The sequence below is a fragment of the Paludisphaera borealis genome (assembly GCF_001956985.1).
GTDB classification, from domain to species: domain Bacteria; phylum Planctomycetota; class Planctomycetia; order Isosphaerales; family Isosphaeraceae; genus Paludisphaera; species Paludisphaera borealis.
Window position 1 is genome coordinate 682,827 of the sequence record NZ_CP019082.1, and the last position, 17,019, is coordinate 699,845.

Below are 17,019 nucleotides of genomic sequence, written 5' to 3' on the forward strand. Positions count from 1 at the left end.
GCCGAGAGCCGTCCGACAGTTTTCCGCTCAAAGAGCCTACGGAAGTCGTGGTTCATGGTTTTCAATGGATGGGCCTTTCGTCGCGACGGTTGCGGCGGCGCCGAAGCCTCGTCCACGGGCGGGATGACTTCGATCGCCGGTCTGGTATCATGGGCGACGGAGACGTTCACCAATCATTCTTCTCCTGGAGCATCCGCGATGTCACGCGTTCGAAGCCTCTTGCTCGCGATAACGATCGCGGCGCTCTACTGCCATGCGACCCTGGCGGCGGCCCACGACGGTCCCGGGACCCACACGCACGAAAAGCCGGCCGCGAAGGCCGCCCGCGAGATGGCGGGGGCGGCCAGGAACCTCTGGGCGTCGCTCACCCCGGAGCAGAAGACCAAGATCGGGTTCGACTTCAAGGACGCGCTCCGCTACGACTGGCACTTCATCCCGAGGCCCCGCAAGGGCCTGCCCTTGAAGGAGATGTCGGGCGACCAGAAGGCCCTGGCCACCGCCCTTCTCGCCAGCGGCCTGAGCCAGAGCGGCTTCATCAAGGCGGAGTCGATCGTCAGCCTTGAGCAGATCCTGGCGTCGATCGAGCAAGGGAAAGGTCCGGTCCGGGACCCGGAGCTGTATTACTTCAACATCTTCGGCAATCCGGACTCGTTCGGCGCCAAGGAACCCTGGGGCTGGCGCTTTGAAGGCCACCACCTGTCGCTGAACTTCACCATCGTCGGCGACAAGGGCGTGGCCGGCGGCCCGACGTTCATGGGGACCAACCCCGCCGAGGTCAAGGCCGGGCCTCGCCAGGGACTTCGCGTTCTCGGCGAAGAAGAGGACCTCGCGCGGAAGCTCGTCAAATCCCTCGACTCGGGCCAGCGCGCCAAGGGGCTCGTCGAGATCGTGGCCCCGAAGGACATCCTCACCCTCGCCGCCCGCAAGGCCACGCCGCTCAAGCCGGCCGGCGTGATGATGACGGACCTCAACGCCGAGCAGAAGGAACTCTTGAACTCGATCGTCGTCCTCTACGCGGAGCGGCTTCGCCCCGAGATGGCCGCTGACGACCTGGGCAAGATCCTCAAGGCGGGCGTCGACAAGGTCGGCTTCGCCTGGGCCGGCGGCCTGGAGCGCGGCGAGCCCCACTACTACCGCATCCAGGGCCCGACGTTCCTGATCGAGTACGACAACACCCAGAACAACGCCAACCACGTCCACAGCGTCTGGCGCGACTTCGAGGACGACTTCGGCGACGACCTGCTGAAGAAGCATTACGAGTCGGCCACCGCCGAGCACGGCCACTCGAAGTGACCCGAACGGATTGCGAGCCTGTCCGGTGAGCCGTCGAATGTGATTCGAGCGATGGTTTCACGTGCTCCGATTGGAATACGTGGAACCATCGGCTTTTACGTCAAACGAACGCTTCCGCCGGCACCTGGAACGCCTGAAGAAGTGAGGTGGTCATGCCGATCCGTCTAGAGGATTTCGTCGCCAAGCTGCCCGAGGAAGAGCGCGCCGCCATCGAGAAGCGGATCGCCGAATTGGTGGAAGAGGTGACGTTGTGGCAGTTGCGGGAAGCCCGCAAGCAGTCCCAGAAGGAAGTCGCCAAGAAGCTCAACGTCAAGCAGGCCGCGGTGTCCAAGCTCGAACGTCGCGCCGACATGTTCGTGAGCACGTTGCGGGACTACATCGAGTCCGTGGGCGGAACTCTGGAGATCATCGCGCGCTTCCCCAACCAGGACGTGAAGATCAATCAGTTCCGGGGTCTCGGCTCCAAGAACCGCGCGGGCGTCGAGATGTGCCCGAGCGGAGACGGCACGTCGACCCATTAACTCTCCACCTCCTCAAGAGGCAGACGGGGCAGGTGAGTCAGAGCTGTTTTCCGAGACGAGCCTACGCCAGAAACGACTCCTGACCCCTTTGATGCTTAGAGCGTGTTATGAACTTTAGTCCAGTGCAGGGCGTAGGATAGGCATGATCACCCACAAGCCCTATCCGAGCGACGCGACCGATGCGGAGTGGCAGTTCGTGCTTCCCTATCTCTGCCTGGTGCGCGAGGACGCCGCGCAGCGCGTCTACAACCTTCGCGATCTGTTCGACGGCCTTCGTTGGCTCTCCCGCAGCGGCGCCCCCTGGCGTTATCTGCCCGCCGATTTTCCTCCCTGGCACGCGGTCTACCAGCAGGCTCGTCGTTGGATCGACGCCGGCTGCTTCGAGGCCGTCGTCTCGGATCTGCGGGTCACGATCCGTCTCGCCAAGGATCGCAAGGCCCAGCCCTCGGCGGCTGTTCTCGACAGCCGAACGCTCCGCTCCACGCCCGAGAGCGGCAACCGCGCCGGCTACAACGGTCACAAGAAGATCAAGGGGTCGAAAGTTCATATCGCCGTGGACACGCTCGGGCATTTGCTGGCGCTGGGCGTGACGCCCGCCAACGACGACGACCGGACGCAAGTCGCCGAGCTGTGCGAGGCCGTCCAGGCGGCCACCGGCGATTCGGTGGAAGTCGCGTTCGTCGACCAGGGCTACACGGGCGAGGCGGCGGAGAGTGCCGCGGCCGACCACGGGATTCGCCTGGAAGTCGTGAAGCTGCCCGAGGCCAAGCGAGGCTTCGTCCTGTTGCCGAGGCGATGGGTGGTGGAGCGTTCGTTCGCATGGCTGACGCGATTCCGACGCCTCGCCAAGGACTACGAACGCCTGCCCGAAGTCCTCGCCGGCATGAACTTCATCGCCTTCAGCTTCCTCATGCTCCGCAAAGCCGCTCCGCTCCTGGCAACAAGTGCATAACACGCTCTACGCCAGAAACGACTCCTGACCCCTTTGATGCTCCGACCCCTTTGATGCTCCCCTTTGATGCTCCGGCCCATCGTGGAAGCCCTTCCCGCGCCCCGTGCGGAAACGCGACCCGGTTTGGCCTGCAGACTTGAAAGAGCCCGTCATGGCGGCAACTATTGGGAGAGCGAAGCTGTTACTCCATGGACCGGCCGTGGAATCTCCGGCTCCGTTCCACCAGCCCCGGTCGGGCCAAATCTGCAGATTTCATCCCTCTTCTGAGTCGTCTCACCCTGCACTTAGCAAGGCAAATACCGGCTCGACCTCGCAAAGCAGCCCGACGTGATAAATCAGGAATTGCTTGAGCTGACATGGGAAATTCAAGAGATCATTGGCCGTATCACGCCCGACGCCCCCGACAGAACACGGGAAGCCGAGAACCGGTTCCGGCTGTTCCTTGAACATCTAGGCCCGAAGCAATGCCTCGGACTTAAGGCGTACTTAGTCGCAGCGTGTAACAGCTTCCCTCGCACACAGAAGCGAAGGCTTGAGCCGCTTCTGCATGAAAAGTTGCGACAATCAAAGGAACCCATCAGGCCGCCAGCATCTTCACGAGACGAGCCGACCGATCCAGCCGGCCGGCCGGTCGTTAACGGGCCCCCGACGCCCAAACAAAACGGTGGGTCGGTCGACCTGCTCATGGATCTTAGCTACCGACTCAACGAACTGCGTGACCACTGGATCTTCGACTGGTCGTACAGCTACCGGAATCTAATCGGCGAGGTCTTCGAGCGAACTCTTTCGTCGCTCGAAATGGAGCCCAATGACAAACGGCCCCTAGCGACGATTGAGCGTGAATTTTCCCGCCACAGCACGGAAGTTTTCGCCAAGGGGTATAATTATAAAATTAAGCATTCGGCTTATGACCAGGCGATTCGGATCTCGGTCAGCGGGCTGCAGAGGTTTCTCGACCTGCCGTTCGAGTCGTATGTGGCCGTGGCCCGGAGTTCGCCATATGCCGCGCGCGGGCTAGCGGCGCGACGAGTCTGCTCGAGCATGCTGATCGGAATCCTCCAGGGCTACGGAGAGACGCGGTTCGGCGACCAAGAGGGCTCTCAGTCCTTGGAGAATAATAAGCGCTGGTGGGTCCATTCCTTAGCCTTCCTCATGCCTGGGCACGTCCATCAACTCCTCCAAGTTCTCGGACACAGTCAGTTCCGCGACTCGATGCGCGACGTTGTGGCACCAGTGCTCGAAGCGATCGACCGGGTCATCCGTGACGCTCCCCAGAATCAAGCCCTCTTGCCCACCAGCGGCGAGTACGAGTTGCGCGTGAATAGACTCGACTTGATCCTCGAATTACCGAGTATTCAGGACCACCTAAGATTCCTTGAGATTCATTGCTTCCTCAACCCTAACGAGGTCCGTGAGGTGGATCTCAGGAACTCGAGCGAGCGAGCTGTCTCAGTGATAGCGGGTTCGCTGACGCACCAGCTCCAAGAGTGGGCCGAGAATCAAAGTACTCTCAAGGGCGTCCTAATCAACACCGCATTATCAGACCCTGAGAACACCACAGGGCAGGCCCAGGGAATCCTCACTCAAGTTATTTCCCGGATATCCGGCGATAAGGGTTGGAACGCGCCGCTGTCATACAACTACGCCCGTCACTTCCCGCTAAACAATCCATTCCTCCACGCCACTTTCCGGGTCATACGGCACAGTGTTAGGAACCTGCTCCGCTCGTTCGAACGCGATACGGGCATCCGGCTCTGGTGCAGCATACGTCGCAGCGGGAAGACTACAGCCGCCAGCTTCGACCTACATCCCAGCGGCAACACCAAAGTCGTTAACCAGACGATGCAGCCAACCGGGCAGTCGCCCAACGACCACATTTTCGCGGAGAGCTTTAAAGAAGCTCTGCACGTCGGCAAGCCCTTATCAAATGACTTCTTTAAAGAGGTTATCGAGAAGTACTCCCACGGGCAAATCGAGCCGGGCAAGCGGACAATATTTGTCCTTGATGAGTATGAACTCCTCTTCGACCAGCTCCGAATCGCCGACCGTAAGGATGAGAGCATCCGCTACGATGTGGCGCTGCCTCTACTTAACCAACTCGTGGAGTTCTCCCGCGAGAACCTGTTGCTGATGATCGGCATGCAACCCGACGCACACTATATCTTGATGGAGCACAATCAGTTCAGTCCATACGTGGTGCTCGACCACTTTCCGCTGTTTGCTCACTCATTGGGCGCCGTGGATTCGGAGTTCGCGCACCTGCTCCACCGAGTTCTGCGAGATCTCGTGCAACTCGACCCGACGTTCATCAACTCCCTCTTCGCCGAGACCGGTGGGCACCCTTATCTGACGGTGAACCTGCTGACCGACCTGTTCGACTGGCTGATCACTGAGGGGCGGCGCGCTGCGGGCCTAACGCTCACGGGCGATGACTTCCACGCGTTTGCTAGATGCCGCCTTACTCCTGAGGCGATTCACCGTAGTCGAGAGTACGAATTCTTTCGTAACTTCCTGCAGGCGACGCTCGCCCGCACCGACCGCCATAGCGACCGCTGGATTCATACCGTTGTCAGGTCACTGCAACACATCGTCCGGGAGGACCCGGTTACCATGTTGTGCCCGTTCGACCGCTTCCGTCAACTTGTTGAGCAGTCGCCGTCCCCTACGGACGCGGCGGGACTTGTGCGGACGGCGAGTGAGGCCAACTTTCTGGTGATGCAGGGCGACCAAGTACGGCCGTGCATTCCCCTGCTGGCCCGCATCGCGTACCCGATCCGGCCCGCCATCCATCCATGACGAGAGGAGCCGGCGACGATGATACTAAGCCCCGAACGCTTGCTAGAGTTGATCGATCGCAGCCGCCAAGAGCACGCGGGCCAGAGCGTCGTAGCCTTCTGGTATCAGATGCCGCGCGACCGCGAGGGCTTCGCCGAGCGGATCTGCGCCCGACGCGGCGACCTGCCCGTCGTGCCCTTAGTAGTTCGCGAGGGCTTCCAGCACGGAAACGCCATTATGGGCGACCTCTGCCGGCTGATCGAGCGGAATCGCGAGCGAATTGAGTCGGTGCCACGGTCGGGTCTCGGTGACGACAGCCCGTTGGTTTTACTGCTCTTGAGTGTTGAGCCGTTCCAACTCAACCAGATCTCGTCGTTCGTCGCCCTGCCCGAATGGTTTCCGATGCAGGGAGGACTGAACTCCACCATCGACGTTGAGGATCTGTTCTGGACCGCTAGGTCCGGCCTTGACGCCGAGGAGTCGCGCATTGACGAGATCCAAGAGATGCTGTGCCGCATAGACTTGGCGCTGGCGAATCAGCTGGCCTGGACGCACACGCATGATAAGGAGGCTCATAAGGCGTTCTTCGACCTGATCCGGCAGCCGACAGACAAGAAGCGAGACCCGGCGGCTGCCACCTCTGGGCCGGAGAAGTATGCCGACCTCCTGCTGTACGCACTTGCATTCTGCGAGCAGCAGATGCAGTCTGCGAGATCCTACCGCCCCAGCGCGCGAGAGGGGCGATCAATAGTCGCGCGGCTGATCCGACTGGGTTACAAGACCACGCCCGATAATGCACGTGATGTTGGCAAGAAGCTTGCCTGCGCACTCGGTGTGCTCGCGGATGTTGTCCCGCCCTCAGACGCTCTGACCACTATCCTCTCCCGGCCGACTAATCCTGAGAAAGACCCCGCGACCCGCTTCGGCATGAACCTGTTCGCCACAGTGTTCGCCGCGGCGCAATTCGTCACCTCCGCGCACCATTCAGCCGAATACCCGCCGTATCCGACCGCTTTGTTACAAGCCTTTTCTTTTAACCTGCGACAAACCCTCGATGCTTTGATCCAGGCACTTGAGGATCGGAAACGGGGTTATTCTTAAATCGTGGGGATGTTTAGGAGCTTTGGGCGAGATCGACGAAGGCTGTCACTGAGCCGAGAATCAGGCGAGTTCTCGAGTCGCGTCGTCCCAGTCAAGCCCGTGCAATCCCTGCTTGTCACTCGATCGTTTCGATCACACCTCGTCGCGCCCAAGTTTCGGGCGGGCGAGAGGAATCGTCGATCAAGCCCGTCGCTCGGTCGTATGCTTAAGGTGGAGGACTCTGCGAGTCGTCCGGCTCTTTCGCAACTCGGCTGTCGGGCGAGAACGGGAAGCGCTTCGGCGCATGAAGCCGACGGCTTCGAAAGGCGCGAACGGAGCCAAGCTTCCACGGAGGGCAAGTCCCAGGAAGTTTGTGGGAAAAGCGCGCGAACGGAGCCAATCGGCCGGGGCCGGTTCGAGGGTTCGCGAGACTCGGAAAAATGCGCGATCAAAGCCAATCGCTTCGCGTGGTCGGGCGGAGGATTCTGTCGGAAAAGCGCGCGAACGGAGCCAATCCGGCGGCGCGGACGGCGGGCTGGGTTGGCGGGGGGATCGGTCGAAAAGCGCGCGAACGGACCCAATTTCGGCGGACGGCGGTCGCGACGAGTACGTCGAACCGCGCGGATCGTCATCCGGCCTTCGGCCACTTTCTCCCGGGGCGAGAACGGATGATCGCGGGCGAACGAAGCCAATTTCAGGGCGGAGGCTTTTGACGCAAGGCTTGTGTCGGATCGGCTTTGCGTTTTGGAGCCTTGCCGATGGGTCGGCAAGAACGACGCAAACGAAGCCAATCCGCCGGGCGACGTTCCGCGGCGGGTCGTTCGGGGAATTCGGCGGTGGAGGGGGTGGTTTCGGCGCGAACGAAGCCAATTCACGGGGCCGTCAGAATTCCCAGACGCGACGGCCTTTGAGGAACATGGTGACGTAGCCGTCCTCGCTGATCTTGAGGACCGGGCCGTGCTGCGAGGCGGCCAGGGCGGCGAGGGTGCGGGCACCCTGGACGGAGCGGCCGAGTTCGAGGGTTTCGGCGGAGATCCGGAGGATGGCGCCGAATGTAAGGAGATTGCCGTCGGGGTCGGCCACGACGGCGCCGTCGAGGCTGGCGATGGATTCCAGTACAGTCGGTTCGAGCACGGTGAGGTTCATGCCGCGGACGGCGTGGTGCAGGGCGCGCTTGGCCAGCCGCGGGGAAAGGTTCTCGGGGTCCTGGGGGTCGTCGACGGCGACCTCCTCGGTCATCCGGTCGATGGGGGCGATGAGCTGGGCGATCGACTTCTCGGGGTCGCGGACCACGACGAGCAGGGCGCCGACGCGGGCCGCGCTGAGGTTGAGCGCGGCCTGGAAGAGCCGGCGGGCCAGGCCGCCGTCGCTGGAATGCTTCACCGCTTCGCGCCAGAGGGCGAACTTGGCGGGGATGTCGAGCAGCCGCCAACGGCCGTCGCTGAAGCTGAACATCAGTTCGCCATGCGCGAAGATCTTGATGTCCTGCGCGGGGGTGAGGACCAGGCAGACGTGTCCTCCCGAGACGGTGGCGCGGGCGTGGCTCTGGTAGAGCCTGGGGCAGAGATGGGCGGGCGGGGATTCCGGCTGGGTCTGCTCGGCCCACTGCCCGATGTCGGCGACTCGCACGAGTTCGCCCTGGCGGTCGACGACGAAGACGGTCCGGGAGCCGTCGCAGAGGCGATGAAACCCCTTGATTGCGGTCAGCCGGGCGTTGAACTGCGGCGCCCCGACGAGGTTTTCGCGGCCCGGCAGCGTCGGGTCGTGCTCTGTTCCCAGCAGCAAGGCGCCGGTGGTCACGCGGCGGTTCTCGTAGGTCGAGAGCGCCGCCAGGCGGAGGGCTTCGAGGGCGGCGGGGATGCGGTACGGGCTGGCCCCGGCCAGGTAGTCGGCGATGATCAGGTCTTCGGTGACGAAGTGGAACCGTTCCACCCGGTTGTCGAGTTCCTGGTCGAAAAGGCCCCGAAACCGGTAGTCGACGGCGCGGACGATGACGTCGATCATCCGCCGCTCGGAAGCCAGCAGGGGGACGGGGCTCCCCGGCTGGAAGGTGAGCCGCGAACCCAGCCACTCGATGTCGATCGCCAGCCGGTCGGGATCGTCCACGAGGCGGTACGAGGGCTCGGCGAGGAGGCCGTCCCAGTCGATGATGCTGCGATCGCCCTGGATCTCGAGCACCGAATCGGGGAAGAAATGCTCGAGCGTGCGCCTCATGATCATCTGATAGAGGCCCACGACCTTGGAGATCGGGCCCACGGGGCGGTCGGGTCGGGCCTGCACGGGCTGCTCCGGCGTCGTCACGGGCGCGTCGAATCGTATCGACTTCGATGTCGCTAGGTTCATAGCCGACGGTCCCTCGGGCTATTTCGGGCTCTCGTCCAAGGCTGTTCCACCCAGGCCGGGCAGGGTTCCGAGCATACCAGCCCGCGTCGATTTGGCGATCGGAAAAACCGCGAAATCGGAATTCTTCAACTTGAGGACGCACGGCGGACGATCGAGAAGGAATGTCGTCCCCGCCGACCGGTCGGGGCCGCCGTCCGCCTTGTGGCTTTTGGACCGTACTGCTAGGATTCGCCGCCCTCCTCCAAACCCGTTGCGGGGGGCGTCGTCGCGGAGGCAACGGGCCTCGAGTCGCCGCGGACCGTCCGGGAACCGGCTTGCAGGGAGATTTGACCTGATGTCCACGCGTCGAAAATGGTTCCGTCTGGCGTTGTCGATCGGTCTTGCGGCTCTTGCGGCCCACCTCCTCTGGAGGCACGGCCACGACTACGTCTTCCCGAACCAGTTCGCCGAGGTCGTGCCTGGCAAGATCTATCGAGGCGCCTGGCAGAAGGAATGGCCCATGCGGCAGATCGCCCGTGATCGCAAGATCAAGACGATCCTGGCCCTGGCCCACCCCTACGACAGCGCGATCGCGGTCAAGGAGCGCGCGCTGGCCAAGGAACTGGGCATTCGCTGGGTGCATGTGCCGATCATCGACCAGCGCTCGGAAGAACAGCCCAAGACCATCTTCGAGCTGCTCGACGACGCGGCGGCCGTCCTTAACGACCCCGCGAACTACCCGATCTTCTTTCATTGCCACCACGGATTGAACCGTGTGTCGATGACGCAGATCGCCTACCGCACCAAATATTGCGGCTGGACGCTTGAACAGGCGACCGACGAGGTGGCGTCGAGTTTCGGGTTGGTCACGGTCAACCACGGGCCCGACTTCCGCACGATGACCAACTATTACGACAAGTGCGTACTGCCGTTCCGCGAATCGAAGGCCGCCGAGGAGACCGCCGTCGCCGCCGAGAAGTCGGCCGAGCTGGCGACGAAGAGCGTCCCGGCACCCCGGACGGCCGCCGATCAGCCCGCCGCGATGCGCCGCTGACCGCCGTCGCCGACGGCCCGACGGAATCCAGGCCGCCCGTCGCCGGAACCGTGCTTGATTCCCAGCCCGTTTACCCTAGAATTGACGGAATGAGTCGGGAGTCCTTCGTGGCTCCCTTTACGTCGTGGTTTTCGTCCGATCGTTGGTCCTGAAAGACGGCCGAGAGGCTGATAAGGGAGTTCCCTCTATTGAACATCCGTCCCGCGCGCGTTGGTGACGTCCCCTCCATCTATGAGTTGATCCGCACGTTCGCCGACCGGAAGGTCATGATCCGGAGGTCTTTAGGCGAGCTGTACGAGTCGATCCGCGAGTTTCAGGTCGCGATCGACGACAACGATCGGGTGGTGGGTTGTGCGGCCTTGCACGTGTTCTGGGAAGACCTGGCCGAGCTGAAATGCCTGGCCGTGGCCGAGGACGTTCAAAGGGCCGGGGTCGGCCGCGGGCTGGTCGAAGCCTGCTGGAACCAGGCGCGCGAGCTGGAGATCAATTCGGTCTTCGCGCTGACCTACGCCGTCGAGTTCTTCGAGCGGTGCGGTTACCAGCAGATGGACAAGGCCGACCTGCCCCACAAGATCTGGAACGAGTGCGTGCGCTGCCCGCTCTTTCCGAACTGCACCGAAGTCGCGTTGATCCGGTCGCACGAGCCCGTGCCGAGGACCGCCGACGCTGAGAACCGGTTACAGTTGATCCAGGTCTGATCCCCATCAAGGCGGAGCGTCGTCCTTGAGCGGATCAGCAACGAGTCGAAACACCCCGGGCGACCCGCCGGCCGACGCCGGATCGCCCGGGCGGCTCCGCCCGCGGCGACTCGCTGTATCCGTGGGCGTCGGCCTGGCGACCCTGGCGATCATGCTGGCCGCCGAGCCAAGGCTGGCGATCGTCTGGGACGAGGGCTACACCCTGGGCCGCGAGGCCCGGCTGCGGACCTGGTTTCGGGCCCTCCGCGACCCCCAGGCGTTCGCCGCGACCTGGGTTCCTCCCGTCGAGGAGCTGGTGCAGCAGGTCGGCGCGCCGGCCCCGAGGCCCGACCAGGTCGACACGCGGTCGAAGCTCCTGTTCGACCCGCGCGTCCTCGCCTGGTTCTGGCCGTTCGCCCGCGAGGAGCCGCACGGCCACCCGCCATTCTACGCCCTCCTCGGACTGGCCGGTGATGTGCTGGCCCCGACCTGGCAAACTTTGCCACGTGCGCGGTTGGGCCCGATCTTGCTGTTCAGCCTCTGCGCGGGGGCCGTATTCCACTTCGTCGCCCGGCGTTGGGGAGGGTGGGCCGCAGCCGTCGCGGCCGGAGCCTGGGTGTTGCAGCCGAACCTCTTCGGTCATGGACACTACGCCGCGTACGACGCCGTCCTGAGCGCGCTCTGGCTGCTCGCCGTCTTCTCGTTCGTTGCGGCCGTGGACGACAACGAACCGGCCATCCGACGTCTTAAGTGGCTATCGGTTCTCATCTTCGGCGTGATTCTTGGCTGCGCGATGGCCACGAAGCTGACGGGCTGGTTCCTGCCGATTCCGTTCGTGGTCTGGGCCGTCCTTTACCGCCGCCGTCGGGCGTTCTGGGTGCTCGGCGTCGGCCTAGCGGTCGGTTTCGGCGTGCTCTTGCTGCTCAATCCCCCCTGGTGGACCGAGCCGGTGACGGGTCTGGTTCGATTCTTCCGGTCAAACCTCACCCGGGGGCGGACGATCCCGATCCCGGTCCAGTTCCTGGGGACGATCTACCAGACGCCCCTCGAATCGCTCCCCTGGTACAACACGATCGTCTGGACGGTCTTCGTCACGCCGGTCGGCTTTCTGATTCTGGGCCTGGCCGGAGTCTACCGGGCCGTCGCTCGGATCAAGACGGAGCCCGTCGGCCTCTTGATCCTCGGGCACTGGCTCTTCCTGTTGGCCCTCCGGGCCGCTCCGCACACGCCGGGGCATGACGGCGTTCGGCTGTTTCTGCCGGCGTTCGGCGTCCTGGCCCTGCTGGCGGGCCTTGGCGTCGGTCAAATCGGGCAATGGCTGGGGAAGGCGTCGAGGTGGATCGCCTCGGCCAGCCTGGCGGAAGGACTTCTGAGCGTGCTCGTCATGATGCCGACGCCTCTGGCCTACTTTAGCCCGATCGTCGTCGGCTTGCTGGGGGCGGTCCGGCTGGGGATGGAGCCGACCTACTACTGGGACGGGCTCGATCCCGCCGCCCTGGCCTGGCTTCGCGACAACACCCGGCCTGGTCAGACCATCCAGTTCGCCACGTTCCCGACCTCGTGGCTCTACCTGCGCGAGACCGGGGCGCTCCCCCGCCGCCTGGCTCCCATCGATCTGGGAACCCCCGCCTGGTACGTCCTGCAGAACCGGCCGGGAGCATGGGCGCCCTGGGACCGGGCCCTTGTCAGCCGGGCGACCCCCGAGTTCACGGTCGATAAACTCGGCGTCCCCCTGGTCTGGATCTTCCCCTACCGTGCGCTTCAGGAAGCCGCCCGGGGGCGTTGATTGATCAGAAAATGGCCTTGCGAAGGCCTGCCCCGATACAAGCTCGAAGCGCCAGCGAGTGGATGCTTCCCCTGGCCCGACGGAGATTCACTCGCTGGCGCTTCGAGCTTGTATTCGGACCCGGGGCACTTTCATGAGGCCGGGGGTCGCCACGGCGTCATGATGGTTCGTATTGGGAGGCCGCTCGCGGCACGACCCAGAGCCCTCTTGATGGGGTGGGGCGACTAGCTTGAAATGGCGGCTCGCGGCCCGACGTGAGCCAAAAAACGAACCGGGTGTGAGGCGAGAGATCGCTTCACACCCGGCCGCATGTATCACGGGCAAACCGTCACCCTGACGCACGGATAGGATGTGCGTTGCTGGGTTTGGGCGTTGCAATGGGGGGTTGCTCAGTTCTGGGCCGAGGCCTGGGGGGCGGCGTAGACCGGAGCGGCGAAGACCGGGGCGGGGGCGGCCGAGTAGACGACTTCGCCGCAAGGAGCCGGGGCGGGCTCACAGGCGGCCTTCTTGTGGCCGTGGCCGAAGCTCAAGTGCTTGCCCTTGAGGGGGTTCTTGAGCGCGAAGCAATGCTTCTTGGCCGGGGCCGCGCACTCGGCGACGACCGGGGCCGGGGCGCAAACCGGGGCCGGAGCGCAAACCGGAGCCGGGGCCGCACAGGCGACCTTCTTCGACTTGTGGCACGCCTCGGCGCTGTTGACCAAGAGGAAAGACCCGACCAGAGCGCTGAAAGCCAGGGTCATCAGGTGCCGCTTCATGTGTGAACTCTCCGAAAGATTGAGTCTGCCGATCTTGATTCTTTGGAACCGTCGATCGACCATGCATTGGGACCAGGTAAATCCTGGGCATCACCGTAAAGTAGGGTAAATAATCGGGCGCGAAATGCCAACCCCCAAGGTCAACTTTCCCGGAAAAGCTTGAGTAGTCCCCCGGCAATCTCATTGCGTTCGCTTTTATCGTTAAATAGGTAAGTCGGCCTGGGATGTCTGTGTTGTGAGAAGGTGTACACGCTGGATCGACGGGAGTGGCAAGCATGCGCCGTTGTTTCGTCGGGAGGCGGTCGGGGGGGGCGAGGCGGTAGGCAGATCCGATGTCGCAATCGGGCAAGGGGATAGGGATGTTTCGACGGGTCGATCAGCGGCGGCCGCGCCATCGCGAGGCGTCCCAGATGCGGACTTCGCCGTCGTCGCCGGTCGAAGCGACGTAGCGTCCTTGGGGGTCGAAGGCCACGGCGCGGACGCGGCCCTGGTGGCCGAGAAGGGCCGCCTGCTGTTCGCCGGTTTCCCGGTCCCAGATGCGGATCGACCAGTCGCCGCCGGCGGTCGCCACCACCTGGCCGTCGTCGCTGACCGCGACGCCCCAGAGCCGGCTCAGGTGGCCGCGCAGCACCACGGATCGGCCGGTTTTGAGGTCCCAGATTCGCCCGGTCCAGTCGTGGCTGACCGAGGCCAGGCAGCGGCCGTCGGGGCTGAACGCCAGGGAGTTGATCTGGCGTTGGTGGCCCAGCAGCCGACGTTCACGGCGCTCGCCGACGGGATTCAGCTCCCAGAGAGTGATCGCGCCGTCGTCGTCGGCGCCGGCGGTGGCCAGCAGCCGGCCGTCGGGGCTGAACGCCAGGCAGTAGACTTCGTCGGCCGCCGACCAGGCGACCGGCGGCCGCGAGCCGACGGCGTCCCAGAGGCGGATCACGCGGTCGGCGCCCCCGGTGGCCAGCAGCCGGCCGTCGGGGCTGAACGCCAGGGCGATGCAGCGCTCCCGGTGGTATCCCAGGAGCCGGACGTCGGGCTTGGTCGTCGCGTCCTCCGGGCGGCAAAGTCGCCAGATCCGGACGGCGCCGTCCCTTCCCGCCGAGGCCAGCAATCGGTCGTCGGGGCTGTAGGCCAGGGCGTTGACCTTGTTGACGTGACCGACGAGAGTGTCGGTCAGCCGGCCGGTCGCCGCGTCCCAGAGCCGGACGACGGCGTCGGCGCCCGCCGTCGCGATCTGGCGGCCGTCGCCCCGCACGGCCAGGGCGGAGACCGATCCCACGTGCCCCAAAAGCGTTCGAGGCGGGAGAATGGCGGCTTGCACCCAGGGCCGAGCGTCCCAGATCACGATCGAGCCGTCGGCCGCCGCCGAGGCCAGTCGCTGACCGTCGGCGCTGAACGCCAGCGCTTCCACCTGATCGTCGTGGCTGGTTCGAGCCAGCACGGTGGTCCACGACTCGGTGTCCCAGAGTTTGACCGCGCGGTCCGCTCCGGCGGTAGCCAGGCGTTGATCGTCGGGACTGAACGCCAGGGCGTTCACGCCTTCGAAATGCGCGGTCAACTCCTTGAGAATCCCCGGGGCGTCGGGGCTCCAGATCGTCACCCGGCCCTCTGCGCCGGCGGCGGCGATCAGTCGGCCGCCGTGGGAGACGGCCACGCCGAGCGAGACGTCGCGCGTGCTTCCCAGATCGAGGTGCGTCGCCGTCCCCTTCGGGCCGAGCCGCCAGACGCGGACGACCTGATCTTCGCCCACCGAGACCAGCCGGTCGTTCCAGGGGCCGAACGACACGCCGAGGATCGACGTTCCGATGGACTTCAAGTTCCAAGCGGGTTGATCGTTCGCGCCAGCGACCTCCCAGACCTGGATTCGGCCGTCGTCGCCGGTCGTGGCCAGCCGCCGGCCGTCGGCCGTGAAGGCCAGGGCGTCGACGGCTCCGTCGTGCCCTCGCAGTTCACGTGGCGGCTCCCAGCCGCCGGCGGGGTCGGTCTTCATCCAGATCCGGACGAGACCGTCGCTGCACCCCGCGGCGATCCGCTCGCGGCCGTCGGCGGTCTGCGACCAGTCGACCGCGCGGATCGTCGTTTCGGCCGGGACTCCGGGCAGATCCAGCGCCTTCGCATCCGAGCCGACGTCCCAGACTCCCAGCGTTCCGCGCCGGCCTCCCGCGGCCAGGGCCCCTCCTCCGGGTCGAAAGGCGACGCCGTAAATCGACCCCCGCGAACTGTTCAGGACCGTGCTCTTGCGATGGCAGAGCCGGTTCAGGAACCGCCATTCCCAACCCCGCAGCTTCTCCGGGCATTCTTCGAGCCGGCGTTCGGCGTCGGGCATCCGCCCGGCGTCGATCGCGCCCGAGATCATCACCAGGCTGTCGCGGTAGGCGCGGAATTCCAGCTCGGCGAGGGTCTTGCGGGCCTGCTGGAGATGGTAGGTCGTGTCGGCGAGCACGAACAGGAGGGAGAGGACGACCGCCGCGACCAGTCCGGCCGTCGCGGGTCGGCGTCGAGTCCAGCGGGCCACGTGCCCCCAGGACGACAGCGGCCGGGTGACGATCGGCTCGCCCTCGCGAAACCGCTTCAACTCGTCGGCCAGCGCGTCGGCCGTGCCGTACCGCCGGCCGGGATCTTTCTCCAGGCATCGCAGGCAGATGGTTTCGAGGTCGCGAGGGACGGCCCGGTTGAGCCGTTGCGGCGGGACCGGGAACTCGTCGATCACCTGCCGCATCGTCTCGATCGGGTCGGAAGCCTGGAACGGCGGCCGGCCGGTGAGCATCTCGTAGAACGTCGCGCCCAGGCTGTAGACGTCGCTTGCCGGCCCCACCTGCGACGAGTCGCGGGCCTGCTCGGGCGACATGTAGGGGGGCGAGCCCAGCAGCGCGTCGGTCTTCGTGAGCGTGAGCGATTGTTCGAGCGGCTTGGCCAGGCCGAAGTCGCTCAGGTAGGGCTTGCCCCGCGAGTCGATGATGATGTTGCTGGGCTTGACGTCCCGGTGAACGATGCCCTGGGAGTGGGCGAGCCCCACCGCGCGGGCGATCGGCTCTAGCAGAGCGGCCGCCTCGGGCCCCGACATCGGGTCCAGTCTGAGCCGCTCGGCCAGGCTCGGACCGTCGACCAGGAGCATCGTATAGTACGGAGAGCCGTCATGTTCGCCGACCTCGTAGACCGGCACGATGTGGTCGTGCTGGAGCCGGGCGGCGGCCATCATCTCGACGTGGAACCGAGCCAGGGCGGACGGTGAATCGGGGGCCCTGGCATCGGCCGACAGGTTCGCCCGGATCAGCTTCAGCGCGACGAGCCGATCGACCTTCATCGTCCGCTGGCGGGCGCGGTAGACTTCGCCCATGCCTCCCCGGCCGATCTGTTCGAGGATCTCGCAATGGCCGACCATCGAGCCGGGGGCGACCCGGCCGCGGATCGCGAGTCGCGAGAGGCCGTCGCCGTCGTCGCACTCCGACCACTGCGTCGACGTGTCCGATCCGGCATCGGCGGCCAGCGCGTTCGCCAAGGGGTCGACGGTGTTACCGTCGGCGATCGTCTCGGCGAGCCCTTCCACCTCGGGGTCGACGGGCGAAGCCGCCGAGGGATCGACCTCGGTCGAATCCAAGGCGTGGAGCGCGCGCAACAAGGCGGAGCCGCCCAGATCGAGCGGTTCCGTCGACTCTCGAACCTTCTCGATGGCGTCAGGAGGGGGCTTGGCGACCCCGGACGGGGCCGACTCCGCATTGTCGCGCAGGGCGGCCTCTGGAGGGCGTCCATGGATCGCGGACTCGCCGTCGCCGGTGAAACCCTCTTCCATGACGCACGCTCCTCAACAGGGTC

Annotated in this window: 11 protein-coding genes; 8 read left to right on the plus strand and 3 right to left on the minus strand. The window is 64.9% G+C overall.

All coding sequences use genetic code 11. The features are described 5' to 3' along the window. Positions 1–198: 198 nt before the first annotated feature. The 5 genes from BSF38_RS02615 (at position 199) to BSF38_RS02635 (ending at position 6,642) form a co-directional block, all read left to right on the plus strand. Positions 199–1,293: a DUF3500 domain-containing protein gene (locus BSF38_RS02615; RefSeq protein ID WP_076343323.1), complete on the plus strand. Its 1,095-nt coding sequence runs from the start codon at positions 199–201 to the stop codon at positions 1,291–1,293. A gap of 152 nt (positions 1,294–1,445) precedes the next feature. Continuing rightward, a complete protein-coding gene (locus BSF38_RS02620; RefSeq protein WP_076343324.1) occupies positions 1,446–1,814 on the plus strand; it encodes an XRE family transcriptional regulator in 369 nt (122 codons plus the stop codon). A gap of 142 nt (positions 1,815–1,956) precedes the next feature. Continuing rightward, positions 1,957–2,766: an IS5 family transposase gene (locus BSF38_RS02625; RefSeq protein WP_076343325.1), complete on the plus strand. Its 810-nt coding sequence runs from the start codon at positions 1,957–1,959 to the stop codon at positions 2,764–2,766. 684 nt (positions 2,767–3,450) lie between these two features. After that, positions 3,451–5,562 carry a hypothetical protein gene (locus tag BSF38_RS02630; protein ID WP_076343326.1) on the plus strand — a complete coding sequence of 704 codons (2,112 nt, stop codon included), beginning with the start codon at positions 3,451–3,453 and terminating at the stop codon, positions 5,560–5,562. Between the two features lie 18 nt (positions 5,563–5,580). Further along, positions 5,581–6,642, plus strand: a complete 1,062-nt coding sequence (locus tag BSF38_RS02635) for a hypothetical protein (protein ID WP_076343327.1) — start codon at positions 5,581–5,583, stop codon at positions 6,640–6,642. Between the two features lie 861 nt (positions 6,643–7,503). Here the strand turns inward: BSF38_RS02635 and BSF38_RS02645 are convergent. Continuing rightward, positions 7,504–8,964, minus strand: a complete 1,461-nt coding sequence (locus BSF38_RS02645; RefSeq protein WP_076343329.1) for a diadenylate cyclase — start codon at positions 8,962–8,964, stop codon at positions 7,504–7,506. A gap of 334 nt (positions 8,965–9,298) precedes the next feature. Between BSF38_RS02645 and BSF38_RS02650 the strand changes: the two genes are divergently transcribed. The 3 genes from BSF38_RS02650 (at position 9,299) to BSF38_RS02660 (ending at position 12,460) form a co-directional block, all read left to right on the plus strand. Then, positions 9,299–9,997, plus strand: coding sequence for a protein-tyrosine phosphatase family protein (locus BSF38_RS02650; protein ID WP_083712648.1), 699 nt, complete (start codon positions 9,299–9,301; stop codon positions 9,995–9,997). A 188-nt stretch (positions 9,998–10,185) separates the two neighbouring features. Then, positions 10,186–10,695 carry an N-acetyltransferase gene (locus tag BSF38_RS02655; protein ID WP_076343331.1) on the plus strand — a complete coding sequence of 170 codons (510 nt, stop codon included), beginning with the start codon at positions 10,186–10,188 and terminating at the stop codon, positions 10,693–10,695. Between the two features lie 25 nt (positions 10,696–10,720). Further along, the gene (locus tag BSF38_RS02660) at positions 10,721–12,460 is read left to right on the plus strand and encodes a glycosyltransferase family 39 protein (RefSeq protein ID WP_145951938.1); all 1,740 of its coding nucleotides are present in this window, start codon (positions 10,721–10,723) and stop codon (positions 12,458–12,460) included. Between the two features lie 389 nt (positions 12,461–12,849). Here the strand turns inward: BSF38_RS02660 and BSF38_RS02665 are convergent, their stop codons facing one another. Together BSF38_RS02665 and BSF38_RS02670 are read right to left on the minus strand one after the other, a co-directional pair. Continuing rightward, on the minus strand, positions 12,850–13,215 hold the full coding sequence (locus BSF38_RS02665) for a hypothetical protein (RefSeq protein ID WP_145951939.1): 366 nt from the start codon (positions 13,213–13,215) through the stop codon (positions 12,850–12,852). Positions 13,216–13,591: 376 nt separating this feature from the next. Next, entirely contained in the window at positions 13,592–16,996 is a 3,405-nt protein-coding gene (locus BSF38_RS02670; protein ID WP_076343334.1) for a WD40 repeat domain-containing serine/threonine protein kinase, read from the minus strand. Positions 16,997–17,019 lie beyond the last annotated feature (23 nt).

Coding starts and splice junctions, on each gene's coding strand:
- BSF38_RS02615 (WP_076343323.1), top strand. CDS start 199: ATGTCACGCGTTCGAAGCCTCTTGCTCGCGATAACGATCGCGGCGCTC.
- BSF38_RS02620 (WP_076343324.1), top strand. CDS start 1,446: ATGCCGATCCGTCTAGAGGATTTCGTCGCCAAGCTGCCCGAGGAAGAG.
- BSF38_RS02625 (WP_076343325.1), top strand. CDS start 1,957: ATGATCACCCACAAGCCCTATCCGAGCGACGCGACCGATGCGGAGTGG.
- BSF38_RS02630 (WP_076343326.1), top strand. CDS start 3,451: ATGGATCTTAGCTACCGACTCAACGAACTGCGTGACCACTGGATCTTC.
- BSF38_RS02635 (WP_076343327.1), top strand. CDS start 5,581: ATGATACTAAGCCCCGAACGCTTGCTAGAGTTGATCGATCGCAGCCGC.
- BSF38_RS02645 (WP_076343329.1), bottom strand. CDS start 8,964: ATGAACCTAGCGACATCGAAGTCGATACGATTCGACGCGCCCGTGACG.
- BSF38_RS02650 (WP_083712648.1), top strand. CDS start 9,299: ATGTCCACGCGTCGAAAATGGTTCCGTCTGGCGTTGTCGATCGGTCTT.
- BSF38_RS02665 (WP_145951939.1), bottom strand. CDS start 13,215: ATGAAGCGGCACCTGATGACCCTGGCTTTCAGCGCTCTGGTCGGGTCT.
- BSF38_RS02670 (WP_076343334.1), bottom strand. CDS start 16,996: ATGGAAGAGGGTTTCACCGGCGACGGCGAGTCCGCGATCCATGGACGC.